The sequence below is a fragment of the Streptomyces sp. V3I7 genome (assembly GCF_030817495.1).
Taxonomy (GTDB): Bacteria; Actinomycetota; Actinomycetes; order Streptomycetales; family Streptomycetaceae; genus Streptomyces.
Window position 1 is genome coordinate 1,872,783 of sequence record NZ_JAUSZK010000001.1, and the last position, 21,067, is coordinate 1,893,849.

Sequence of the window (21,067 nt, forward strand, 5' to 3'; positions counted from 1 at the left end):
GGGCCGCGGTCACCCGGCCGTACGTGTCCAACGTCAGATACGTCCGTGAGCACGCCCCTTGTCAGTGCGGTGCGCTTCACTGTCCGCCATGGAGCTCACGCAAGCGACCGTCAACGACCTGCTGGCCCAAGTCGGCCCGGCGGGCGGCCACATGTACCTGCCCACCGACCTGGACCCGCAGGACCTGACCGACCTGCTCGCCGACAGGTACGGCGTCCCGCGCACCCTCGTCCTCGACGGCTTCACCGATCCGACGGCCGACGAGTCCAGGGGCGCGGCTCTCCTCGTTCCCTTCGAGGACCGGGCCGTGAAGATACGGGCATGGGCGTACGGGGATCAGTGGGTCGGCACGGGTACGGCGCGGGATGCAGAAGGAACCGAGCGCCCGGTACTGGTGGTCGCCCCCAGAGAGGTGCCCGAGCCCGTGGAGGTGGCTCCGGACGAGGGCGTCGACTGGATGGAACGGCTCATACGGATCACCGGCTGGACGCAGCCCGCTCAGCGGCCGGACGTGGACTGGGCGGAGATGGAGTCGCGCCTGGGTACCGCGCTGCCCAGCGACTACAAGCGCATGGTCGAGACGTTCGGCGAGGGTGCCTTCGACGGATACCTGGACCTGAACCAGGAACCGTGGACGCATCACAGAGAGGACGGGCTGCTCATCTGGGCGGGCACCGAGCACGAGGACCTTTACTGCTGGAGGACCGACGGCGACGACCCCGAGCACTGGCCCGTCGTGGTCCAGTCCTTCGACGGCGAGGACGTCCCCTTCGAGTGCCAGACCGCGGAGTTCGTCTGCCGCATCCTCATCGACCCGCACCACCGGTTCACGATGGCCCGCTATTTCGACACCCACTGGTTCATGAACTACCGGGAAGCCGACTGACCTCTCGGGAACAGGACGGATCGAACCGTGTCAGTGGCTGGTGACAGGATCCAGGGATGCGGATCAAGGGATACGACCACGGCCCTCTGGTCGCGGGGGAACCACTGCTGGATCGGCCGGGCTTCTGGTCGAACTACCTCCTGGCGATGTGCGGTTACGGGTCGAGTACGGCGCGCCCTGTTCCGGAGTAGTTCGGCGATGACGGCGCCGATACCGATGCCTTGTCGGAGGTCCTCTTCGACTGCGAACGCTGGCCGGTGTTCCGCGTACCCGCTGCAGACGGTCCCGGAGTCGTGGTGATCCACCGCAACATGGTGGGCGACTACGGCATCGACTACCTCCTCACCCACCCGGGCCGGAGCTACGCGCAGCAGGTCGCCGGCTGGGAAGGCGGCCTCTCCGGAACCGGACTGCCTTGGCACGAACTGGTCCGCATCGCCGAGACCCCGTCCCCCACGGCCGAAGGGGTCCGGGACACGGCCGCCCGCCTCCTGCTGATCCTTCCCCTCCTCAGCGATTCGGACGTCCCGGAGACAGCGCCGGCGAGACTCGGCGCCGCCCTGACTTCGGCCGGAGCACCCCAAGACACCGTCTCCCACACAGCGGAGCACCTGCTTGTCCACCTGACGAGAAGAGCGCACCACGATCACACATGGGGTTCGCCCCTGAGCGGGAGCTGTGAGAGCTGAGCAACGGACCATGACCCGTTCACCCCGGACAGCTAAGGGGCCGCAGAACCACGAGGCGCAGGGCGCCCAGCCCCATCCGGTGCGAGGAAGTCGATGTCCCTGGCGGAGTGCATGTCGCCGAACATTACGGTCATGCCATGGCACAAGCACTGCTCCGACGTTTCATCGCTCTGAGTTAGGCCCCGCTCGGCACATGCTGCTCACGGCCACGGGCCGGGCTCCCGCCGCCCAGCGCCGACAGGCGGTGGAGTCGACGTTCACGTCCCAGGTGATCAGCCCGTATCAACGACCGTCGGCCCACAGACCCGGCAGCGAACGTATGGCAGGCGTACCATATAGCCATGAGCCTGAAACGAACCACGGTCTATCTCGAGGACGAGGACCTGCGGCAGCTCAAGGTCACCGCCGCCCGTCAGGGCATCAGCGAGGCCGAATTGATCCGCGAGGGTGTCCGACTCGCCATCGCCCGCAATCGCGTGTGGGACGAGCCGGCCGGGCTCCCCGTGCTCGACAGTGGTGATCCCGGCTTCGCGGAGCGGGCTGACGACATACTGCGCGACACCGGCTTCGGTGACTGGAGCAAGGCCTCATAGGTGATCGTCATTGCCGACACCTCGGGCATCATCGCGTCGGTCGACCGCAGCTGTCCCGAGCACGCGACGGCTCGGCACGTCATGGACACCGCTGGGCTCGTCGTCATCCCCCAGCTCGCGCTGGCCGAACTCGATCATCTGTTCAGCGGCCGGTTCAGCAAGGACGCCGCAGGGCAGGTCATCGACCAGCTCCTCGCGCAGGTACGGAGCGGGCGCTACCGCCTGGGTGACGCCGACGTCGACGTCCTCACCGACGCACGACTCGTTCAGCGCCGCTACCAGGGGCTCGCGCTGGATCTGACCGACTCGGTGATCGCCGTCCTGGCCCGCGAATACGCCACGGAGGCCGTCCTCACCCTGGACCGCAAGGACTTCCGGGCCATCCGCCCCCTCACCGCCCACCCGGCATTCCGGCTCCTGCCCGATGACCTGGATGACCTGTAGGTGCCGCGGAGCCACCCGCTGAAAGTCTTCGGGCCGAGCGGCAGCCGCTCCGGCCCGCAGGCAAGTCCAGCCTCGGATCTGTTCACCGCCCCGGCAACCGCGCGATGCAAGGGACGAACGAGCCCTGGCCATACAGTGCTTGCGCCTGCGCCAAGACGTCCGCCCACTCGTCGAGCGGACCACGGGGCCCCCGCGGAAAACCGTTTGGCGGCCCACGGCGCCCCCTGCTAATTTCACAGAGGCCGTGCGAGAGAACGAGGAGGTGGGACCCATGAACGTATCGACGTGGGTGCTCTCCTCCGGGGTCACGGTCGGGCGATAGGCAGGTCGTCCGGGAGCGCCGTTCAGCAGCACTCCCGAAAGGCACGACCATGGACCTTCGCTTCACTTCCGAGCAGCGCCTCGACGACGGCGTCCTCGAACGCGAATTCACCCTCGGCGAGATCCCCGGCATCCTGTGGACCCCCGGATCCGCATCCGCATCCGCACCGGTGCCGCTGATCCTGCTCGGCCACCCCCCGCTCGGACTGCACAAGATGTACCCCCGGCTGGTGGGCCGGGCCCGGCGCGCCGCGGCGGACGGCTTCGCCACGGCCACCATCGAGCTCCCCGGATGCGGCGACCGGCCCCGCTGGCCCGCCGCCGAGCAGGCCCGCGCCGACCTGCGCCGGGCCAGGGAAGCCGGCGAGCCGGTCGGCGACGAGATCGTCGACGCCCTCGTCCTCCCTCTCGTCGACAAGGCGGTCCCGGAATGGCAGGCCGCCCTTGACGCCCTCCTGACGCTGCCCGAGATCGGCGGCCCGGTCGGGTACTCGGGGGGAGTGATCTCCATCGGCGTCCGGCTGGCGGTGGTCGAGCCGCGCATCGTGGCCGCCGGTCTCTTCGCCGGGAGCCTCGTGCCTCGCACCATGTTCGAGGAGGCCCGCCAGGTCACCATTCCGCTGCACGTCCTGCTGCAGTGGGACGACGAAGGGAACGACCGGCAGGCGGCCCTGGACCTGTTCGACGCCTTCGGCTCCAAGGAGAAGTCCCTGCACGCCAACATGGGCGGCCACGCCGGCGTCCCGCAGTTCGCGGGAGACTCCGCGGCGCAGTTCTTCACCCGGCACCTGAGGTGAGGCCGGGCCATCCGCCCCCTCACCACCGGTTCACCGGTGCCACTGAGCCACTGAGCCACTGAGCCACTGAAAGCCTTCGGGCCGGCGCACACCGTGCCGGCCTGAAGGCAAGTCCAGCCCAGTCGGCTACAGCACCGGCAGATTCTTCCGAAGCTCGAACGCCGTCACCTCGGACCGGTACTCCTCCCACTCCGACCGCTTGTTCCGGAGGAAGAAGTCGAAGACATGCTCGCCGAGCGTCTCGGCGACCAGGTCGCTGCGCTCCATGAGCGTCAGGGCCTCGCCCAGGTTCTGGGGCAGTGGTTCGATGCCCATCGCGCGGCGCTCGGCGTTGGAGAGGGCCCAGACGTCGTCCTCGGCGCCCGGTGGGAGTTCGTAGCCCTCCTCGATGCCCTTGAGGCCGGCGGCCAGGAGGACGGCGTAGGAGAGGTAGGGGTTGGCGCCCGAGTCCAGGGAGCGGACCTCGATGCGGGCGGAGCCGGTCTTGCCGGGCTTGTACATGGGCACGCGGACGAGGGCGCTGCGGTTGTTGTGGCCCCAGCAGATGTAGGACGGGGCCTCGCCGCCGGCGCCGGCCGTGCGCTCGGAGCCGCCCCAGATGCGCTTGTAGGAGTTGACCCACTGGTTGGTGACCGCGGAGATCTCCGCCGCGTGCCGCAGCAGGCCCGCGATGAAGGAGCGGCCGACCTTGGAGAGCTGGTACTCGGCGCCGGACTCGTAGAACGCGTTCCGGTCGCCCTCGAAGAGGGAGAGATGGGTGTGCATGCCCGAGCCGGGGTGCTCGGAGAACGGTTTCGGCATGAAGGTCGCGTGCACGCCCTGCTCCAGCGCCACCTGCTTCATGACCTGCCGGAAGGTCATGATGTTGTCCGCCGTCGAGAGCGCGTCGGCGTAGCGGAGGTCGATCTCCTGCTGGCCCGGGGCGCCCTCGTGGTGGGAGAACTCCACCGAGATGCCCATCGACTCCAGCATCGTGATCGCCGTACGGCGGAAGTCCATGCCGACGTGCGTCGGGGTGTGGTCGAAGTAGCCGGAGTTGTCGGCTGGGGTGGGGCGGGAGCCGTCCAGGGGCCGGTCCTTCAGCAGGAAGAACTCGATCTCCGGGTGGGTGTAGAAGGTGAAGCCCAGGTCGGAGGTCTTGGCCAGCGCGCGCTTGAGGACGTAGCGCGGGTCGGCGAAGGACGGGGAGCCGTCCGGCATGAGGATGTCGCAGAACATGCGGGCGGTGCCGGGGGCCTCGGCGCGCCACGGCAGGACCTGGAAGGTCGACGGGTCCGGCTTGGCGATCATGTCGGACTCGTAGACCCGGGCGAAGCCCTCGATGGCGGAGCCGTCGAAGCCGATGCCCTCGTCGAAGGCCTGCTCCAGCTCGGCCGGGGCCACGGCCACGGACTTGAGGAATCCCAGCACGTCCGTGAACCACAGCCGTACGAACCGGATGTCGCGCTCCTCCAAGGTCCGGAGCACGAACTCCTGCTGCTTGTCCATCTTCCGCTTCCCCATCCTTGCTGGTCAGGCCGCCTTCCACGGTGCCGCGAGAGGCGGTCGGCACCCGAGCATCCCACCACACCACCATTTCGTGCGCGTTGCGGACCATGATCGAGCGGCCGGCTCCTGTCTGAACGCCGTACGGCCACCGTCACACACGGACCGCCGCGCCGTCACACATACGACGGCGGGTGTACCGCCCTGTCGACCATCTTGCCTGGTCCCGCCGACATCCGTAATGGCCGAGCGGTCCGCCGCGGGGCAATGTCGGCGGTCCGCCGCCCGAGTCTCGATGCTGGCGCAGCTCGCGGAGACCGGTCACCAGGGCCCGGTCACCGTCGTGCACGGCGACCGCTCCCCCGCCACCCACGCCCTGCGCGACGACCAGGAGGCGTACGCCACCAAGCTCGCGGACGCCTCCGTGCACTTCTTCTACGAGCAGGGCGCGCGGGAGGGCGAGCCCACGGGACGCGTCGGCCTGCGGGACATCGACGTCCTGCCCGGCACGCGCGCGTACCTCTGCGGGCCGCTGCCGTTCATGCGCGCGATGCGCTCGCAGCTTGATCGAGAAGGATGTGGCTCCGGCCGACATCCACTACGAGGTCTTCGGCCCCGACCTCTGGCTGGCGTAACGGCCCTGTCACGAGTCCGCGGGAGCCCGGGGGATCCCCAAATTATTCTTCTCGAGCGTTTCCATGGCGCATCCCTGTGGCGGGACCCGCCTCTCCCCTTAGGATCATCGGGCCCTACCGTCCCGCCCTTTTCTTCAGAAGGACACGCCTCATGGGTTCCGCCAAGAGCACCGGCACCGCGGCGCGTACCGCGCGCATAGAGGAGATGCGGCGCGCCGAGAAGGCGCGTGAGCGTCGCAACCGGATCCTTGTCATCGCCGCGAGCGTGGTGGCCGTCGCCGGTCTCGTCGTCGGCGGCATCGTGGTCGTGCGGTCGCAGGGCGACGACTCCGACGCCAAGCAGGACGCCAAGAACACGGCGGCGAGCGCGAAGAAGCGCCCCGGGCACTTCGTCACGCGCAAGGACGGGGTACGGGTCTGGGAGGGCACGCTGACCCGCAATCACGTCGTCGCGGCGGTGCACTACCCGAGCGAGCCCCCGGTCGGCGGCGACCACAGCCGCGTCTGGCAGAACTGCAACGGCGACGTGTACACCAAGGCGCTCAACAACATGAACACCGTGCACGCGATGGAGCACGGCGCGGTCTGGGTGACGTACACCAGCAAGGCGCCCAAGGCCGACGTCGAGGCGCTGGCGGCCAAGGTGCGCAAGACGCCGTACACGCTGATGAGCCCGGACGAGGCGCAGAAGGACCCGATCATGCTCAGCGCGTGGGGGCATCAGCGCACGGTGAAGAGCGCGAGCGACCCCGATGTGGACCGTTTCCTCGCCGAGTTCGTGCAGGGCAAGCAGACGCCCGAGCCGGGTGCACCGTGCACGGGCGGCCTGTCGTAGTGCGCAACACGGTGCTGATCGCCGGGGCCGCGGCGGCCGCGCTCGTCGCGGCCGGCGCGATCACCTACGCGGTCGCCGAGGGCGACGGCACGAAGCCGGTGACCTCCGCGGGCACGCCCGGCGCCGAGTCCGCGGACGCGGGGTTCGCGCGGGACATGGCGGTCCATCACCAGCAGGCCGTCGAGATGTCGTGGATCGTGCGCGACCGCACCCGGGACAAGGAAGTGCGGTCGCTCGCCTACGACATCGCGCAGACGCAGGCCAACCAGCGGGGCATGCTGCTTGGTTGGCTGGATCTGTGGGAGCTGCCGAAGGTGTCGGCCGAGCCGCCGATGACCTGGATGGGCATGGGCGACATGGCCTCCGGCAAGGACGGCGCGCTGATGCCTGGCATGGCGACCAACGCCCAGTTGAAGGAGCTGAACCGGCTCAGCGGCCGTAAGGCCGAGGTGCTCTACCTCCAGTTGATGACCGCCCATCACCGGGGCGGCATCCACATGGCCGAGGGTTGCGTGGCCAAGTGCACGGTGGGCGTGGAGAAGAGGCTCGCGCGGGGCATGGTCGACGCGCAGCGGTCCGAGATCGAGTTGATGGCGGCGATGCTCAAGGAGCGGGGCGTGCAGCCGCGTTCGTAACACCACCGCAAGGATCAAAGCCCCAATTCGCCCCGCCTGGCGGTTCCTTGAGCCCGCCTGACGGTTCCTTGGGTTTCTCTTGACCCTCGCGTTCCCCTGGCATGAACGGTTCATCGCAAGAGTGGCCGTCATCGTGTGATCCATGAGCGGGCCACTGCCGCCGCGGGCCCGAGCGGATCGGCGAAGACCGACCACTACATGCATGCGAGTCGCATCGCAGGGGGTTCTATGAGATCCAACCGCGCCACATTGCGCACCGGCATGAGCCTGGCGGCGACGCTGCCGATGCTCGCCGGTGCGCTGGCGCTCGGCATACCCGCGGCACACGCCGCGGACGACCCGGGCCGGGACACGCTCTCCGGCACCCGGCCGGCCTGGGCCACGGCCACGGCGGACAAGGGCGACGCCGCGAACGGCGCCCAGGTCTCCGCGCGGGTCTACCTGGCCGGACGGGACGCGGCCGGCCTCGCCCGGTACGCGAAGGCGGTGTCCGACCCGTCCTCGTCGCAGTACGGCAAGTACCTGACGGCCAAGCAGGCGCAGGCGCGCTTCGGCGCGACCCGGGCGCAGGTGGCCGCGGTGAAGTCGTGGCTGACCTCGGCCGGCCTGAAGGTCACCGGCGTCAGCGCGCACTACGTCTCCGTCACCGGTGACGTGGCCGCCGCCGAGAAGGCGTTCGGCACCCAGCTGCACAACTACGCCAAGGGCAAGAGGACTTACCGCGCGCCGTCGCGCACGGCCTCCGTCCCGGCCACCCTGAAGGGCGCCGTCCTGACCGTCACCGGCCTGGACAACGCCCCGCACAAGGCGAGCCACAAGGACCAACTGCCGCCGCCGGACGCCGTGTTCAAGAACTCGGGCCCGTTCTCCTCGTACTACGGCTCGAACATCGCGAGCACGCTGCCGGACGCGTACGGCACGAAGATCCCGTACGCGGTCAAGGGCTACACGGGCAAGCAGCTGCGCGCCGCGTACGGTGCGGGCGCGCACACGGGCAAGGGCGTGCGGATCGCCATCACCGACGCCTTTGCCTCGCCGACCATCGCCTACGACGCGGCCACCTACGCGAACAAGCACGGTGACGCGGCCTGGACGACGGACCAGCTCCACCAGGTGCTGCCGAAGAAGTACACGAAGACCGAGGAGTGCGGGGCGGCCGGCTGGTACGGCGAGGAGACCCTCGACGTCGAGGCCGTGCACGCGGTCGCGCCGGAGGCCGACGTCACCTACGTCGGCGCCTCGTCCTGCTACGACGACGACCTGCTCGACTCGCTCAGCAAGATCGTCGACAAGCACCTGGCCGACATCGTCTCCAACTCCTGGGGCGACATCGAGGCCAACCAGACGCCCGACCTCGCGACCGCCTACGACCAGGTCTTCCAGCTCGGCGCGGTGCAGGGCATCGGCTTCTACTTCTCCTCCGGCGACAACGGCGACGAGGTCGCCAACACCGGGACCAAGCAGGTGGACACCCCGGCCAACTCAGCGTGGGTGACCGCGGTCGGCGGCACCTCGCTGGCCGTCGGCAAGGGCGACCACTACCTGTGGGAGACCGGCTGGGGCACCGAGAAGGCGGCGCTGTCGGCCGACGGCAAGAGCTGGGTCGGCTTCCCCGGCGCCTACACCTCGGGCGCGGGCGGCGGCACCAGCAAGACGGTCGCGCAGCCGTACTACCAGAAGGGCGTCGTCCCGAACGCGCTCGCCACGGCCAACAGCGCCTCCGGCAACCGCGTCGTCCCGGACATCGCGGCGATCGCCGACCCGAACACCGGTTTCAAGGTCGGCCAGACGCAGACCTTCCCGGACGGGAGCCAGCAGTACAGCGAGTACCGCATCGGCGGCACCTCGCTGGCCGCCCCGGTGATCGCGGCCGTCCAGGCCCTGGCCCAGGAGGCGCGCGGCGGCAAGCCGATCGGCTTCGCCAACCCGGTGATCTACAGCCGGTTCGGTTCGAAGGCGTACCACGACGTCACGGACAACCCGACGGGCTCCGGACTCGCCGTGGCACGCGTCGACTTCGCCAACGGCGTCGACGCTGCGGGCGGTGTGCTCACCTCCGTCCGCAGCCTCGGCAAGGACAGCTCGCTGTCCGCGGGGAAGGGCTACGACGACGTGACCGGCGTGGGCTCGCCCGCGAACGGCTACGTCGACTCGTACAGCCGCCGCTGATCCTTCGGCGACCGGTGCCCGCCCGGCACCGGTGAGGGGGGCGGCGTGGGGTGCACCACACCTCACGCCGCCCCCCATCGCGTCGCTCTGACGATTACACTGGGTCGCGTGCCTCAGCTACGTCTCGCCCTGAACCAGGTGGACGCGAAGGTCGGCGACCTCGCCCACAACACCGAGTCGGTGGTCCGCTGGACGCGGCACGCCGCCGAGCGGGGAGCGCACCTCGTGGCGTTCCCCGAGATGGTGCTGACCGGGTATCCCGTCGAGGACCTGGCGCTGCGCTCCTCCTTCGTCGAGGCCTCCCGCGCCGCCCTGCGCACGCTGGCCGCACGGCTCGCCGACGAGGGGCTCGGGGAGGTGCCGGTGGTCGTCGGCTACCTCGACCGCGCCGGGACCGCGCGGCCGCGCTACGGCCAGCCGGCCGGCGCCCCGCAGAACGCGGGAGCGGTGCTGCACGGCGGCGAAGTGATCCTCACCTTCGCCAAGCATCACCTCCCCAACTACGGCGTCTTCGACGAGTTCCGCTACTTCGTTCCGGGTGACACGATGCCGGTCCTGCGGGTGCACGGGGTGGACGTCGCCTTCGCCATCTGCGAGGACCTGTGGCAGGACGGCGGGCGCGTCCCGGCGGCCCGTTCGGCGGACGCGGGCCTGCTCCTGTCCATCAACGCCTCCCCCTTCGAGGTCCACAAGGACGACACCCGCCTCGACCTGGTCCGCAAGCGGGCCCAGGAGGCGGGCTGCACCACGGCCTACGTCGCGATGACCGGCGGCCAGGACGAGCTGGTCTTCGACGGCGACTCGATCGTGGTCGACGCCGACGGCGACGTGCTCGCGCGGGCGCCCCAGTTCGCCGAGGAGTGCGTGCTGCTGGACCTGGACCTCCCGCCGGCCGCTGCCGTCGCCCCGACGGGCGTGGTGGACGACGGTCTGCGCATCGAGCGCGTGGTCCTGTCCGAGGAGCCGGTCCCGGCGTACGAGCCCCGGTACACCGGCGAGCGCGCGGACCGGCTGGACGACACCGAGGAGATGTACGCGGCGCTGGTGGCGGGCCTGCGGGCGTATGTGCACAAGAACGGCTTCCGGTCGGTCCTGATCGGCCTGTCCGGCGGCATCGACTCGGCCCTCGTCGCGGCGATCGCCTGCGACGCGGTGGGCGCGGAGAACGTGTACGGCGTGTCGATGCCCTCGAAGTACTCCTCGGAGCACTCGAAGGAGGACGCGGCGGAGCTGGCGCGCCGCACGGGCCTCAACTTCCGTACGGTGCCCATCGCCCCGATGTTCGACGCGTACATGGAGTCGCTGGGGCTGACGGGCCTGGCGGAGGAGAACCTCCAGTCCCGCCTGCGCGGCACGCTGCTCATGGCCCTCTCCAACCAGGAGGGCCACATCGTGCTGGCCCCGGGCAACAAGTCCGAGCTGGCGGTGGGCTATTCGACCCTGTACGGCGACTCGGCGGGCGCGTACGGGCCCATCAAGGACGTGTACAAGACGTCGGTGTTCCAGCTCGCGGAGTGGCGCAACCGCGTCGCGCTGGAGCGGGACGAGACCCCGCCGATCCCCGAGAACTCCCTCACCAAGCCCCCGAGCGCCGAACTCCGCCCGGGCCAGATGGACACGGACTCCCTCCCGGACTACGCGGTCCTGGACGCGATCCTCGACCTCTACGTCGACCACGACAAGGGCGCCGACACGATCATCGCGGCGGGCTTCGACCCCGACCTGGTCACGAAGACCCTCCGCATGGTCGACACGGCGGAGTACAAGCGCCGCCAGTACCCGCCGGGGACGAAGATCTCGGCGAAGGGCTTCGGGAAGGACCGGCGGATGCCGATCACGAACGGGTGGCGGGAGCGGGGCTGAGCGGTTCCCTGGGGGCTCCGCCTCCAAGCCTCATTTGCCCACCCGGCCCCTGGGACGGGTGGGCTCGCCTGGTGAGGTGTCGCGTATTTCACCAACGGCATCAGTAGATCGCCCCGGTGTGTGTCGAGGCTCTGCGGCATCATGATCGCCGTGAATACCGAGACACTCGTCGACGTCTGGCAGCGCCTTCTCACCGACCCTCACAAGTCGTGGGTGCTGTTCGAACACGGCACCTGTGTGGTGCTTACCGCTCCCGATAGAGACCTTGCCGAACAGGCCACCGAGATCCTCAGGGAGTTCGGTCCTGTGCGTGCAGGCTCTGCTGCGGGAGACTTCGGGGTGATCGACGTCAAGGACGCCGACGGCTGGGTGGTCACCGGTCACCACCAGGACGTCCTCTCTTATGTCGCGCCCGACGAGCCCAGTGGTCCAGAGAACTTTGCTGTCGGGATGTGCGGACGTTCCAAGCGCCACCGTGACGGCACCGAGCTGCACGTCGTCCATGTCGAGGACCGGCGTGGCTCCGCAGGTCCTGTTTAGGGACGCGGCTGACCCTCGGCCGCGGCGCTTGGCCACGACGACCAGGCCGGGCTGGGCGGCACCTACCCTTGTTGCCCAGGGCTGGGCCCACAGAGAACTGACGACAGTCGAATACGCGAGCCCACCGGTATCGAGGCCCGCCCGTCCCCTTCGACGCGGTTGATCGAACCCCCTGTCTCTCAGCCCCCACCTCTGAGTCCGGTCTGCCCAGGTGCGTTCTTCCATCACTGGCCGTCTTCCGCCACTGCCCGCTGCCCGACCGCGAGCAGCCGTGCAACCCTCAGCGGCGCGCAGAGTTCGGCGGCCGACCGCATCGGCACGGACCAGTACGAGTGGCACGAGCTCGGGTCGAAGTCCGTCTCGTTCAACCGCGGCACCCCGAGATAGGTGGCGCGCCCGAGCACCTCCACGTCCAGCCGGGTACGCCACTCGTCCGCCGCCTGGCGCCAAGTGTGGGGCATGCTCGCCGGCACCAGCACGTAGTACCGGCGTCCGCGAGGGTCGCAGATGACCGGGCCGCTTCCGAGGGCGTCTTCCAGGAACGGGTCCACCTCGTCCGGCTCCTCCGCCCCGGCGATCGCGAAAACCAAGCCACCAGGGATCCGTACGGCGGAGAACAGGGTTCCGAGCGGCAGCAGCGCGACCTTGTGCTCCTGCCACTCCAGCCGGGCCCGCTGAGGAGCGCCATGGGAGGACAGCAGCCAGTGCTCGGCCGCCAGTCTCCGATCGGCGGTGGAGTGTGCCAGAACGCCGGGCTCATGTTCGACCGGGCTGAGTGCCATGACTGCGGATTCGGCTGTGGGTTCCATGTGCCGACGCTCCTTCTCGGGCCGCTGGTTCCTGCGCGTGCGACAGAGAATGAGCCCCGGAGAAGTGCACAAGTACCCCGGTGAGGGTTAGTTGACCTACTGGCTGGCTCAGGTGGCGGCACACCACTCGGCGAAGTTCGTGAGACTTTCCGCGTCGGCTCGCTTCAGGCGTCGTAGCGTGGCGGCGTCCTCCCGCACCCAGGGGTGCTCACGGGTGTGCTGGGGTGCGATGCTGCGAGCCGTCTGCAGCGACGCGAATGCGTCGTCGGTACGACCGGACCACAGCTGGGCGCGGGCGAGTTCGATGTAGTAAGCGCTGCGGCGCTCGGCCGGCAGGCCTTCCTGGGGCGGCTTCCATCCGTCCGCGACCTCAAGAGCCCGTACGACATGTTCGTCCCCGAGGCTGACTGCTACGGACACCTCGTGAACGCGTACCGAATCGCGACCGAACGCCGTACCGCAGTACACCCCTTCCGGTACCCGGTCTGCGCATCGGCGGGCCTGATCGAGGTGAGTGTGTGCGGCAGAGGCATCCCGCGCCCGGCCGGACACGACCGCAGCGCGCATGTGAAGAGCGCCCCGAGCCGCGATCGCCGGTGGAGCGTCGGAGATCGGCAATTCGTCCAGTGCCTGCTCCAAGGCACGCAGCCCCGAAGAGTAGGCGTGTGCGGCGAAGAACGTCTCCGTTCTGACGTAAGCGACCGAGGCGGCCAGCAGGGGATCCTCGACCTTGGGCGCCGCCCACCGCATCAGCTCGACCAGTTGGGCGGACAGGTCATGGGCTCCGAACTTGTAGGCGATGGCGTCCGCCGACCGATAACCCCGCACCAGGAGTCCGGCAAGCGCGGGCCGTGTCTGAGGACCGGCGGCGTCGTACGCACGAGCCAGTTCAGCGAGCAGGTCGGGGAGTTGACGGACAATGCGCGTGTACTGGGCGGCCAGGCGCCAGCGCACTGTATCCGCGACAGCCGTGCGGAGTTCATGGAGGCAGCGCACAGGTCCCTCTTCGGGAAGGTCGTACGCGGCGATCGCAGCAGAAAGGGCGGGGAGCGCTTCACGAACCCGCGTATGAGCCGGGCCGCGGTCCGCGCGTAATCGGGACGGGTCGACACCGAGGGCGTCGGCGATGGCCTCGAGCGTCGCATTGCTGACACCGCGCTCACCACGCTCGATCTTACGAACGGCCCCGAGAGACAGATGGGCGGCATCAGCGAGTTGCTGCTGGGTCAGCTTCGGCCGCAGGACGCTCCGGTAGTAGGCGATCCGCGCGCCTACTGAGCCCATGTTGCGCGAAGACATACTGGCTCCAGTTCGGTCCGTCCTCCTCGCACCGTACCCACGGCGCCATGTCACGGACCTACGAAAGGCCCTGATTCAAGGCCTGTTGGGACCATGGGGCCCCAGCCCCCACTCAGGCCGAGACGATCCGAGCGAGTTGTGTCAGGCTCTCCACTCTCCAGTCCGCCGCTGCCACGACCTCCGGGTCGTCCGCCCAGAGATGCCCCCACGGTCCACGCCGGATGTGCGCGGTGCGCAGTCCTGCGGCCTTCGCGGGGAAGATGTCATTGGCCGGGTGATCTCCCACGTACAGGGTTGCTTCCGGAGCGGCCTGGGCCACCTCCAACACCCGCGCGAAGAACTCGGGTTGCGGCTTGGCCACCCCCCACTCCCCCGAGGTGAGAACGACGTCCGCCGGCAGGTCCAGGTCACGCATCAAGTCACCCATCCGGGCTGTCTGGTTGCCCGCGACGACGACGCGTACCCCGGCCTTTCGCAGGGCGGTCAGCGCGGGCCGTACGTCGTCGTAGAGGTCACTCTCGTCCAACTGCTCGCCTCGGCCCGCAGCCTCACGAGCGCGGTACTCGGACGCGACATCGATACCCGGCCGCACGAGCCGGATGGCCTCCGCGTTGTCGAGGCCCTGGGCGACGACGGCCCCGACGAGCGCGGAGAGGGTGTGCCGGGGGACTCCGAGCCAGTCCGCCCAGGAGGCCCAGTACCGATCGTCCCTGGTGATCGTCTCGCCGATGTCGAACACGATGGTCTCAATCACCCGACGCAGCCTACGGTTTCCGGGACACCGTGTGCTCTGCGGCTCTGCCGCACGATCCGCAGGTCTCCGCCCGTGGGCCCAAGGAGTGTCATGGGAATCGAGCTGGAATTGCATTCCAGGCGACCGGCCCGGGGGAAGGCGTCCCGGGACAGCCTGATCCGCGGGTCCTACCAGCACGGCGACGCACTGGCGCGGGTGCTCAGCGGGCTTCATCGACGTGCCCCGGGCAAGCTCGCCTGGGTGGATCCCTACGGCAACACGTTGTTCAACGAACAGGAAGCACAAGCCACCCTCGACGAAGTCGCGCCCCTGGAGCAGCAGTGCACCGACACGCGCCAGAAGGCAGCCCTGAGGGATCTCACCGAACTGCTGGAGGCGTGCGCGGCGACGAAGGGCAGCTACTTGTGGTTCGTCGGTGACTGATACTCCAGTCGTAGATCGTTATGTGCCCTGGTCTCAGGGCTGTCTGCCACTGGCAGAAACTCAGATGGCCTCAGCGCACGATCTGGTTAGAGTCGGGCGATGCCCGAGCTGAAGCGGCTGCATGCCGGCCACGCCCCGGCGGTCCTGGACTTCGAGCTGGCGAACCGCACCTACTTCGCTGCCTCGATCTCCGACCGCGGCGACGACTTCTTCGACCAGTTCACCGACCGGTACAACGCCTCGCTGGCCGAGCACGAGGCCGGCATCTGCGCCTTCTACGTGCTCGTCGCCGAGGACGGCTCGGTACTCGGCAGGTTCAACCTGTACGACCTGGAGGACGGCACTGCCAGACTCGGCTACCGGGTCGCGGAGCGGGTCGCCGGCCGTGGCGTGGGGACCGCGACCGTCCAGGAGCTGTGCCGGATTGCGGCGGCACGGCACGGGCTGCGCACACTGCGGGCGGCCACCTCCCACGACAACGCCGCGTCCCAGAAAGTCTTGACCAAGGCCGGGTTCTTCCCGGTTGGCCCTGCCACCCCGGCCGATCTCGGCGGCAAGTCAGGCACCTGGTACGAGCGCAGCCCCCAGCCGTAGACCTTCGCCGTCCGACGTCGAGCTGCCCTAGGGTCGCCCCATGCGACGTACGGCACGAGTGGCATTAGCTGGAGCTGCAGTTCTGGCCTGGGGCGAGTGGTTGAACTGGCGCTGGTCCCGAGCTCTCGTGGGGAACAGCGGGGGAACTACCGAGGCCGTGGTCGTGCTGGGATACCGGAACTCCCAAGCAACAGCGAACGGCATCAACCGCTGGCGAGTTCGTGCTGGAATTCGCTCCATCGCCGCTGACAGCACGCCGCGTGACACTCGCGTCATCTTCAGCGGCGGAACGACCAGCGGTGGCACGGCGGAGGCTCGGTTGATGGCCGACTACGCGAAGTCGGGGCTCGGGTTCGACGGCACAGTGGTCCTCGAAGATCAGAGCAGGACGACATGGGAGAACATCACGAACGTGATCCCGCTGCTTGAGGACGTCGACCGCATCAAGATCGCCTCCCAGCCGGCTCATGCGCTCAAGGCCCGCGCTTACTTGCTGCGGCAGCGCCCCGATCTTGCCGAGAGGCTCGTGCGTGCGGATGACTACCGTCCTGGCGAGTGGACAGTCGTCAAACCGTTGCTGGCTCTGTACGGACTTTGGACACTCCGCGGGCTCAACGCCGGCGAACGGAACATCTCTCGGCAGAGCCAGGGCGGCGGTCACTTGCGCGGCGGAACCAACCTCTCCCCCGCGCACGTGTAGACGTACATCGTGATCGTCACAGAGGGGAACGCACGCCTTGCTTAGCTCAGGACCACGCCCGTCCCGGCGTTCCGCGCTGCTTCTCGGTGCCGGTGCGGCGGCTTCTGTCGCTCTCGCGTCCGCCGGGACGGCCCACGCGTCGGTCGCATCCGGCGACGACGTCAGCGCGCAGTTGAAGGCGCTGGAACGGGAACACGCCGCCCGGGTGGGGGTGTTCGGCCGCAATCTGCGTACCGGGAAGCAGGTGGCGTACCGGGCGGACGAACTCTTTCCGATGTGCTCGACGTTCAAGACCATCGCCGTCGCGGCCGTCCTGCGCGACCTCGACCGGGACGGCGAGTTCCTGGCCAAGCGGGTCTTCTACGCCCAGGCGGACGTGGACAAGGCGGCGTACGCCCCGGTCACCGGCCTGCCGGAGAACCTTGCGAACGGCATGACCGTCGCCGGGCTGTGCGACGCCGCCATCCGCTACAGCGACAACGGAGCGGCGAACCTTCTGTTCGCCGAGCTGGGCGGGCCGAGGGCCGTCACCCGGTTCTGCCGGTCGATCGGGGACGGCACGACCCGGCTCGACCGCTGGGAGCCCGAGCTCAACTCGGCGGAGCCGGACCGCGTCACCGACACCACCACCCCGCGCGCCCTGGGCCGGACGTACGCCCGCCTCGTGCTCGGCGACGCGCTCGCGCCGCACGACCGCGAGCGGCTCACCGGGTGGCTGCTCGCCAACACGACCAGCGGCGAGCGATTCCGCAAGGGGATCCCCGCCGACTGGACCGTCGCGGACAAGACCGGCGGCGGACGGTACGGCACGAACAACGACGCGGGCATCGCCTGGACGCCGGACGGCGCACCGGTCGTCATGACCGTACTGACGACCCGGTTCGAGGAGGCCGCCGCGGCCGACCACCCGCTGGTCGCGAGCACCGCCGCACTGCTGGCGGCGGCACTCGGCTAGGGCGGCTGGTACGGCCGGTCGACTGCTAGCGCTGATGTGGCTGGCACGGCTGGTCGACTGGCACCGCCGGTCAACTGGTACCGCTGGTGCGGCCAGTTCGGCTGGTACCCCTGGTGCGGCTGGCACGGCCGGTCGACTAGTACCGCCGGTCAACTGGTACCGCCGGACGGCCAGTCGACTGGCACCGCCGATACGGCCAGTTCGGCTCGTACCGCTGGTGCGGCTGGCGCCGCCGGTACCGCCGGCCCGGCCTGCGGCGCCCCGGCCAGGACGGCCGACGGCGCGGCGCGCGCGGTCAGTGGCGCAGTGCCTCCGACGGCTCCGGGACGTGGCCGGTGACCAGGCGTTCGCGGGCCGGCGTCACCGCGCCGCGCCTGCGGTCCACGGCGTACGCCAGGGTCGCCACCGCCACGCCCAGGACCGCGAGGCCCGCGCCCGCCAGTGCCGGGGAGGTGACGCCGAAGCCCGCGGCCAGGGCCAGGCCGCCGATCCAGGCGCCGCCCGCGTTGGCGAGGTTGAAGGCAGCCTGGTTGGCGGAGGAGGCGAGGGACGGGGCGGCGGAGGCCTTCTCCATGACCATGAGCTGGAGCGGCGAGCCGGTGATGAACGCGGCGGCGCCGAGCAGGGTGACCGCGACGGCCGCGCTCCACTGGGCGCTCATGAGCACGGGGAAGAAGGCCAGGACGACCACCAGGGCCGCCAGGCCCCCGAAGAGCGTGCCGCGCAGGGAGTGGTCGGACAGGCGGCCGCCCAGCAGGTTGCCGGCGGTCGCGCCGACGCCGAACAGGGCCAGCAGCACGGTGACGCTGGCGTGGGCGTACCCGGCCGAGTCGGTGAGCATCGGCGTGATGTAGCTGTACGCCGAGAAGAGCGCCGCGAAGCCCGCCACGGTCGTGGCCTGCGCCAGCCAGACGGGCAGGGAGCGCAGGGCGGCCAGTTCGCGGCGCAGGCCCACGGCCGGGGCCTCGGCGGAGTCGCGCGGGATGAGGAGCAGCAGCGAGGCTATCGCCGCCAGGCCGATCACGCCCACGGCGAGGAAGGTGGCCCGCCAGCCCAGGTGCTGGCCCATGAGCGTGGCCACCGGCACCCCGACGACGTTGGCGACGGTCAGGCCGAGGAACATCCGCGAGACGGAGCGGGCCTTGCGCTCGGGGGCGACGAGGCCCGCGGCGACGACGGCACCGACGCCGAAGAAGGCGCCGTGCGGCAGACCGCTGAGGAAGCGGGCGGCCAGCAGCCAGTGGTAGTCGGGGGCGAAGGCGGAGAGAACGTTGCCCACGGTGAACAGACCCATCAGCGCGACGAGGACCGTGCGGCGGGACATCCGGGCGGTGGCCGCCGCGAGCAGCGGGGCGCCGATGACCACGCCGAGCGCGTACGCGGAGACCAGGTGCCCGGCGGTGGGGATGGAGATGTGCAGGTCGTCCGCGACGTCGGGCAGCAGGCCCATCATGACGAACTCGGTCGTGCCGATGCCGAAGGCGCCCACGGCGAGGGCGAGCAGGGCCAGGGGCATGAAGGGGCCTGTGCCTTTCTGAGGAAGGGGATTCAAGCTGCTTCGAGCTGCTTCGAACTACTTCGTGCAGCTTCCTGCGGCTTCGTGCGGCTTCGTGCGGCTGTCCCGCGGCATTCGCGCCGCTTATGTTCAGCTACGCAACAAAGTCTCTCAGGCCCAGTATTCCAGCGGGTTACGGCGACCCCCGCGCCGGTTAAGAGACCGTGTCGAGCTTCACACGCGCGGCCACCGGCAGATGGTCGCTCCCGGTCGGCGGCAGCGTCCAGGAGCTCTCCGGCTCGACGCCCCGCACCATGATCTGGTCGATCCGCGCCATCGGGAACGACGCCGGCCAGCTGAACCCGAAGCCGCTGCCCGCCGCGCCCTGCGTGGAGCGCAGCTGGGAGGTGACGGCGTTGAGCGCGCGGTCGTTCATCGTGCCGTTCAGGTCGCCGAGCAGCGCGACCCGCGAGATGGGCTCGTCCGCGATGGCCTCGCCGAGCGCGTCGGCGCTCGTGTCGCGCTGCCGGGCGGTGAAGCCGGCCGCCATCTTCACCCGGACCGAGGGGAGATGGGCGACGTACACCGCGAGCGGTCCCTCCTGCGTGCGGACCGTGGCCCGCATGGCGCGCTCCCAGCCCAGCCGGATGTCGACGGGATGGACGTCGCTCATCGGGTACTTGCTCCACAGCCCGACCGTGCCGACGACCGCGTGGTACCGGTACGTCGGCGCCAGCGCGCGCTCGTAGACGGGGACCGCGGAAGCCTCCAGCTCCTCCAGCGCCACCACGTCGGCGCCGGAGGACGCGACGTCACGGGCGGTGCCGGCCGGGTCGGCGTTGTCGGCGTTGACGTTGTGCGTGGCCACCATGAGGTCGCCGCCCGCGCCGGTCCGGTCGACGAGCAGCTGGCCGAAGAGGTTCAGCCACACGATCGCCGGCAGCAGCACCGCGATCAGCGCGGTGGCCGACTTGCGGAGCAGCCCGAGGAGCAGCAGCACCGGGATCAGCAGACCGAGCCAGGGCAGAAACGTCTCGATGAGGCTGCCGAGGTTGCCCACGGTGTTGGGGATGCGCGAGTGGAGCAGCAGCACCAGGGCGAGGGCGATCGCGACGAGGCCGATGAGGATCCCGCGGCGCCAGATGCCCGGGTCGCCCCGCCAGGACCGCATCAGGCGCCGAATCCGAGAACCCCGGTGCTCGGGCCCCGAACCCGCGGCGCCCGTCTCCGTCACGTACGCCTGCTGCGCCATACCGCCCGCCTCACAAACTGCCGCGCCGCCGTCGTTCCCCCAGGTGACGACCCTAGGGGATGACCGGCTCCGTTCTCACCGTCCCATGACGGCCGTACGCAAGACGAAGACGTACAACTCGGCGCGAGAAGTTCCGGTTACCCGGGGTACGAGTGCGTGCTGTGACGAAACGCGCACAGAATCCGGCTATGCGGTGGCGGCCCGTGGCCGCAGGCCGTCGAGCACCGTGTCGACGATCTGTTCCGCGAGCCCCTCGGGGAGTCCGGCGTCGGGGCGCATGAAGGCGCGCACGATCATCGGGCCGACGACGATGTCGTTGATCAGGTCGATGTCGAGGTCGTCGCGGAGCTCGCCGCGGCTGAGCCCACGGCGCAGCACGTCGTAGCCCAACTGGCGCCGCGGAGCTATGACGGTGGCCTCGTACGCCGCCCACAGCTTGGGGCTGCTCTTCATCTGGGCGTAGACGTTGTGCATCATCATCGACGAGCGGTTGAGCAGGCCGCGTTCGCGCATGGCATCCAGGATGACGACCAGGTCGTCGCGCACCGAGGTGCCGGGGAGCACGGGGTCGGGGGGCTCGGCGGCGCGCAGGACGTCGCAGAAGAGCTCCTCCTTGCCGCTCCAGCGGCGGTAGATGGTGGCCTTGCCGACGCCCGCGGTGCGGGCGATCCGCTCGATGGAGAGCTCGGCGAGGGGCACGCCCTCCTCCAGGAGCTTCATCACGCCCTCCAGGATGGCGCGTTCCACGGTCTCGCTGCGGGGGCGCCCCCGGGCGGGACCACCGGGACCGCACGGTCGCGGCCGGCTCTCGGCAAGGCTCACGTCACTCCGTCCTTTCGCTGTGCTGCGGGCATTGTCTCCCGCAGCCGCCTCCTTCCCCCGTTGTCCTTCTTG

Annotated in this window: 21 protein-coding genes and 1 pseudogene; 15 read left to right on the forward strand and 7 right to left on the reverse strand. The window is 69.7% G+C overall.

Going from position 1 to position 21,067, the window contains the following annotated elements; translation table 11 throughout:
• Nucleotides 1-88 precede the first annotated feature (88 nt).
• The 5 genes from QFZ74_RS08795 (at nucleotide 89) to QFZ74_RS08815 (ending at nucleotide 3,730) form a co-directional block, all read left to right on the forward strand.
• Nucleotides 89-886 (forward strand): hypothetical protein, encoded by a 798-nt coding sequence (locus tag QFZ74_RS08795; protein ID WP_307620237.1) that lies wholly within the window; start codon nucleotides 89-91, stop codon nucleotides 884-886.
• 221 nt (nucleotides 887-1,107) lie between these two features.
• The gene (locus QFZ74_RS08800; RefSeq protein WP_307620238.1) at nucleotides 1,108-1,575 is read left to right on the forward strand and encodes a hypothetical protein; all 468 of its coding nucleotides are present in this window, start codon (nucleotides 1,108-1,110) and stop codon (nucleotides 1,573-1,575) included.
• Nucleotides 1,576-1,916: 341 nt separating this feature from the next.
• Complete coding sequence (locus QFZ74_RS08805; protein ID WP_307620239.1) at nucleotides 1,917-2,168, forward strand: CopG family transcriptional regulator; 252 nt, start codon at nucleotides 1,917-1,919, stop codon at nucleotides 2,166-2,168.
• Nucleotides 2,169-2,612, forward strand: a complete 444-nt coding sequence (locus QFZ74_RS08810; RefSeq protein ID WP_307620240.1) for a type II toxin-antitoxin system VapC family toxin — start codon at nucleotides 2,169-2,171, stop codon at nucleotides 2,610-2,612. It begins immediately after the preceding gene.
• A gap of 371 nt (nucleotides 2,613-2,983) precedes the next feature.
• A complete protein-coding gene (locus QFZ74_RS08815) occupies nucleotides 2,984-3,730 on the forward strand; it encodes a dienelactone hydrolase family protein (RefSeq protein WP_307620241.1) in 747 nt (248 codons plus the stop codon).
• 126 nt (nucleotides 3,731-3,856) lie between these two features.
• Here QFZ74_RS08815 and glnA read toward each other — a convergent pair whose 3' ends face one another.
• Nucleotides 3,857-5,218: a type I glutamate--ammonia ligase gene (gene glnA / locus QFZ74_RS08820; RefSeq protein ID WP_307620242.1), complete on the reverse strand. Its 1,362-nt coding sequence runs from the start codon at nucleotides 5,216-5,218 to the stop codon at nucleotides 3,857-3,859.
• A gap of 286 nt (nucleotides 5,219-5,504) precedes the next feature.
• On the opposite strand from glnA, the pseudogene QFZ74_RS08825 reads away from it, so the two are divergent.
• From QFZ74_RS08825 to QFZ74_RS08850, 6 genes and pseudogenes are all read left to right on the forward strand, one after another.
• A pseudogene (locus QFZ74_RS08825) lies at nucleotides 5,505-5,850 on the forward strand (hemin transporter); the annotation flags it as partial.
• Between the two features lie 151 nt (nucleotides 5,851-6,001).
• Nucleotides 6,002-6,685: a DUF3105 domain-containing protein gene (locus tag QFZ74_RS08830; protein ID WP_307620243.1), complete on the forward strand. Its 684-nt coding sequence runs from the start codon at nucleotides 6,002-6,004 to the stop codon at nucleotides 6,683-6,685.
• Nucleotides 6,685-7,320 carry a DUF305 domain-containing protein gene (locus tag QFZ74_RS08835; RefSeq protein ID WP_307620244.1) on the forward strand — a complete coding sequence of 212 codons (636 nt, stop codon included), beginning with the start codon at nucleotides 6,685-6,687 and terminating at the stop codon, nucleotides 7,318-7,320. Before QFZ74_RS08830 ends, QFZ74_RS08835 begins: the two co-directional genes overlap by 1 nt.
• Nucleotides 7,321-7,548: 228 nt before the next feature.
• Complete coding sequence (locus QFZ74_RS08840; protein ID WP_307620245.1) at nucleotides 7,549-9,489, forward strand: protease pro-enzyme activation domain-containing protein; 1,941 nt, start codon at nucleotides 7,549-7,551, stop codon at nucleotides 9,487-9,489.
• 108 nt (nucleotides 9,490-9,597) lie between these two features.
• Nucleotides 9,598-11,352 carry an NAD+ synthase gene (locus QFZ74_RS08845; RefSeq protein ID WP_307620246.1) on the forward strand — a complete coding sequence of 585 codons (1,755 nt, stop codon included), beginning with the start codon at nucleotides 9,598-9,600 and terminating at the stop codon, nucleotides 11,350-11,352.
• 141 nt (nucleotides 11,353-11,493) lie between these two features.
• Complete coding sequence (locus tag QFZ74_RS08850) at nucleotides 11,494-11,892, forward strand: hypothetical protein (protein ID WP_307620247.1); 399 nt, start codon at nucleotides 11,494-11,496, stop codon at nucleotides 11,890-11,892.
• Nucleotides 11,893-12,116: 224 nt separating this feature from the next.
• Here QFZ74_RS08850 and QFZ74_RS08855 read toward each other — a convergent pair whose 3' ends face one another.
• The 3 genes from QFZ74_RS08855 to QFZ74_RS08865 form a co-directional block, all read right to left on the reverse strand.
• Nucleotides 12,117-12,701 carry a hypothetical protein gene (locus tag QFZ74_RS08855; RefSeq protein ID WP_307620248.1) on the reverse strand — a complete coding sequence of 195 codons (585 nt, stop codon included), beginning with the start codon at nucleotides 12,699-12,701 and terminating at the stop codon, nucleotides 12,117-12,119.
• A 108-nt stretch (nucleotides 12,702-12,809) separates the two neighbouring features.
• A complete protein-coding gene (locus tag QFZ74_RS08860) occupies nucleotides 12,810-14,000 on the reverse strand; it encodes a helix-turn-helix domain-containing protein (protein WP_307620249.1) in 1,191 nt (396 codons plus the stop codon).
• Between the two features lie 112 nt (nucleotides 14,001-14,112).
• Nucleotides 14,113-14,754 carry an HAD family hydrolase gene (locus QFZ74_RS08865; protein ID WP_307620250.1) on the reverse strand — a complete coding sequence of 214 codons (642 nt, stop codon included), beginning with the start codon at nucleotides 14,752-14,754 and terminating at the stop codon, nucleotides 14,113-14,115.
• 90 nt (nucleotides 14,755-14,844) lie between these two features.
• On the opposite strand from QFZ74_RS08865, the gene QFZ74_RS08870 reads away from it, so the two are divergent.
• The 4 genes from QFZ74_RS08870 (at nucleotide 14,845) to bla (ending at nucleotide 17,426) form a co-directional block, all read left to right on the forward strand.
• Nucleotides 14,845-15,177, forward strand: coding sequence for a hypothetical protein (locus QFZ74_RS08870; protein WP_307620251.1), 333 nt, complete (start codon nucleotides 14,845-14,847; stop codon nucleotides 15,175-15,177).
• A gap of 99 nt (nucleotides 15,178-15,276) precedes the next feature.
• Nucleotides 15,277-15,771, forward strand: a complete 495-nt coding sequence (locus tag QFZ74_RS08875) for a GNAT family N-acetyltransferase (protein ID WP_307620252.1) — start codon at nucleotides 15,277-15,279, stop codon at nucleotides 15,769-15,771.
• Nucleotides 15,772-15,811: 40 nt separating this feature from the next.
• Nucleotides 15,812-16,471 (forward strand): YdcF family protein, encoded by a 660-nt coding sequence (locus tag QFZ74_RS08880; protein ID WP_307620253.1) that lies wholly within the window; start codon nucleotides 15,812-15,814, stop codon nucleotides 16,469-16,471.
• A gap of 37 nt (nucleotides 16,472-16,508) precedes the next feature.
• The gene (gene bla / locus QFZ74_RS08885; RefSeq protein WP_307620254.1) at nucleotides 16,509-17,426 is read left to right on the forward strand and encodes a class A beta-lactamase; all 918 of its coding nucleotides are present in this window, start codon (nucleotides 16,509-16,511) and stop codon (nucleotides 17,424-17,426) included.
• Between the two features lie 295 nt (nucleotides 17,427-17,721).
• On the opposite strand, the gene QFZ74_RS08890 is transcribed toward bla, so the two are convergent.
• The 3 genes from QFZ74_RS08890 to QFZ74_RS08900 form a co-directional block, all read right to left on the reverse strand.
• Complete coding sequence (locus QFZ74_RS08890) at nucleotides 17,722-18,942, reverse strand: MFS transporter (RefSeq protein ID WP_307620255.1); 1,221 nt, start codon at nucleotides 18,940-18,942, stop codon at nucleotides 17,722-17,724.
• 193 nt (nucleotides 18,943-19,135) lie between these two features.
• A complete protein-coding gene (locus tag QFZ74_RS08895) occupies nucleotides 19,136-20,092 on the reverse strand; it encodes an endonuclease/exonuclease/phosphatase family protein (protein WP_373462472.1) in 957 nt (318 codons plus the stop codon).
• A gap of 267 nt (nucleotides 20,093-20,359) precedes the next feature.
• Nucleotides 20,360-20,995, reverse strand: a complete 636-nt coding sequence (locus QFZ74_RS08900) for a TetR/AcrR family transcriptional regulator (RefSeq protein ID WP_307620257.1) — start codon at nucleotides 20,993-20,995, stop codon at nucleotides 20,360-20,362.
• Nucleotides 20,996-21,067: the final 72 nt, after the last annotated feature.

What these genes read in the sequence shown, in the direction of transcription:
- QFZ74_RS08795 (WP_307620237.1), top strand. Translation starts at nt 89, where the DNA reads ATGGAGCTCACGCAAGCGACCGTCAACGACCTGCTGGCCCAAGTCGGC.
- QFZ74_RS08805 (WP_307620239.1), top strand. Translation starts at nt 1,917, where the DNA reads ATGAGCCTGAAACGAACCACGGTCTATCTCGAGGACGAGGACCTGCGG.
- QFZ74_RS08815 (WP_307620241.1), top strand. Translation starts at nt 2,984, where the DNA reads ATGGACCTTCGCTTCACTTCCGAGCAGCGCCTCGACGACGGCGTCCTC.
- glnA (WP_307620242.1), bottom strand. Translation starts at nt 5,218, where the DNA reads ATGGACAAGCAGCAGGAGTTCGTGCTCCGGACCTTGGAGGAGCGCGAC.
- QFZ74_RS08830 (WP_307620243.1), top strand. Translation starts at nt 6,002, where the DNA reads ATGGGTTCCGCCAAGAGCACCGGCACCGCGGCGCGTACCGCGCGCATA.
- QFZ74_RS08840 (WP_307620245.1), top strand. Translation starts at nt 7,549, where the DNA reads ATGAGATCCAACCGCGCCACATTGCGCACCGGCATGAGCCTGGCGGCG.
- QFZ74_RS08850 (WP_307620247.1), top strand. Translation starts at nt 11,494, where the DNA reads ATGATCGCCGTGAATACCGAGACACTCGTCGACGTCTGGCAGCGCCTT.
- QFZ74_RS08855 (WP_307620248.1), bottom strand. Translation starts at nt 12,701, where the DNA reads ATGGAACCCACAGCCGAATCCGCAGTCATGGCACTCAGCCCGGTCGAA.
- QFZ74_RS08860 (WP_307620249.1), bottom strand. Translation starts at nt 14,000, where the DNA reads ATGTCTTCGCGCAACATGGGCTCAGTAGGCGCGCGGATCGCCTACTAC.
- QFZ74_RS08870 (WP_307620251.1), top strand. Translation starts at nt 14,845, where the DNA reads ATGGGAATCGAGCTGGAATTGCATTCCAGGCGACCGGCCCGGGGGAAG.
- QFZ74_RS08875 (WP_307620252.1), top strand. Translation starts at nt 15,277, where the DNA reads ATGCCCGAGCTGAAGCGGCTGCATGCCGGCCACGCCCCGGCGGTCCTG.
- QFZ74_RS08880 (WP_307620253.1), top strand. Translation starts at nt 15,812, where the DNA reads ATGCGACGTACGGCACGAGTGGCATTAGCTGGAGCTGCAGTTCTGGCC.
- QFZ74_RS08890 (WP_307620255.1), bottom strand. Translation starts at nt 18,942, where the DNA reads ATGCCCCTGGCCCTGCTCGCCCTCGCCGTGGGCGCCTTCGGCATCGGC.
- QFZ74_RS08895 (WP_373462472.1), bottom strand. Translation starts at nt 20,092, where the DNA reads ATGCGGTCCTGGCGGGGCGACCCGGGCATCTGGCGCCGCGGGATCCTC.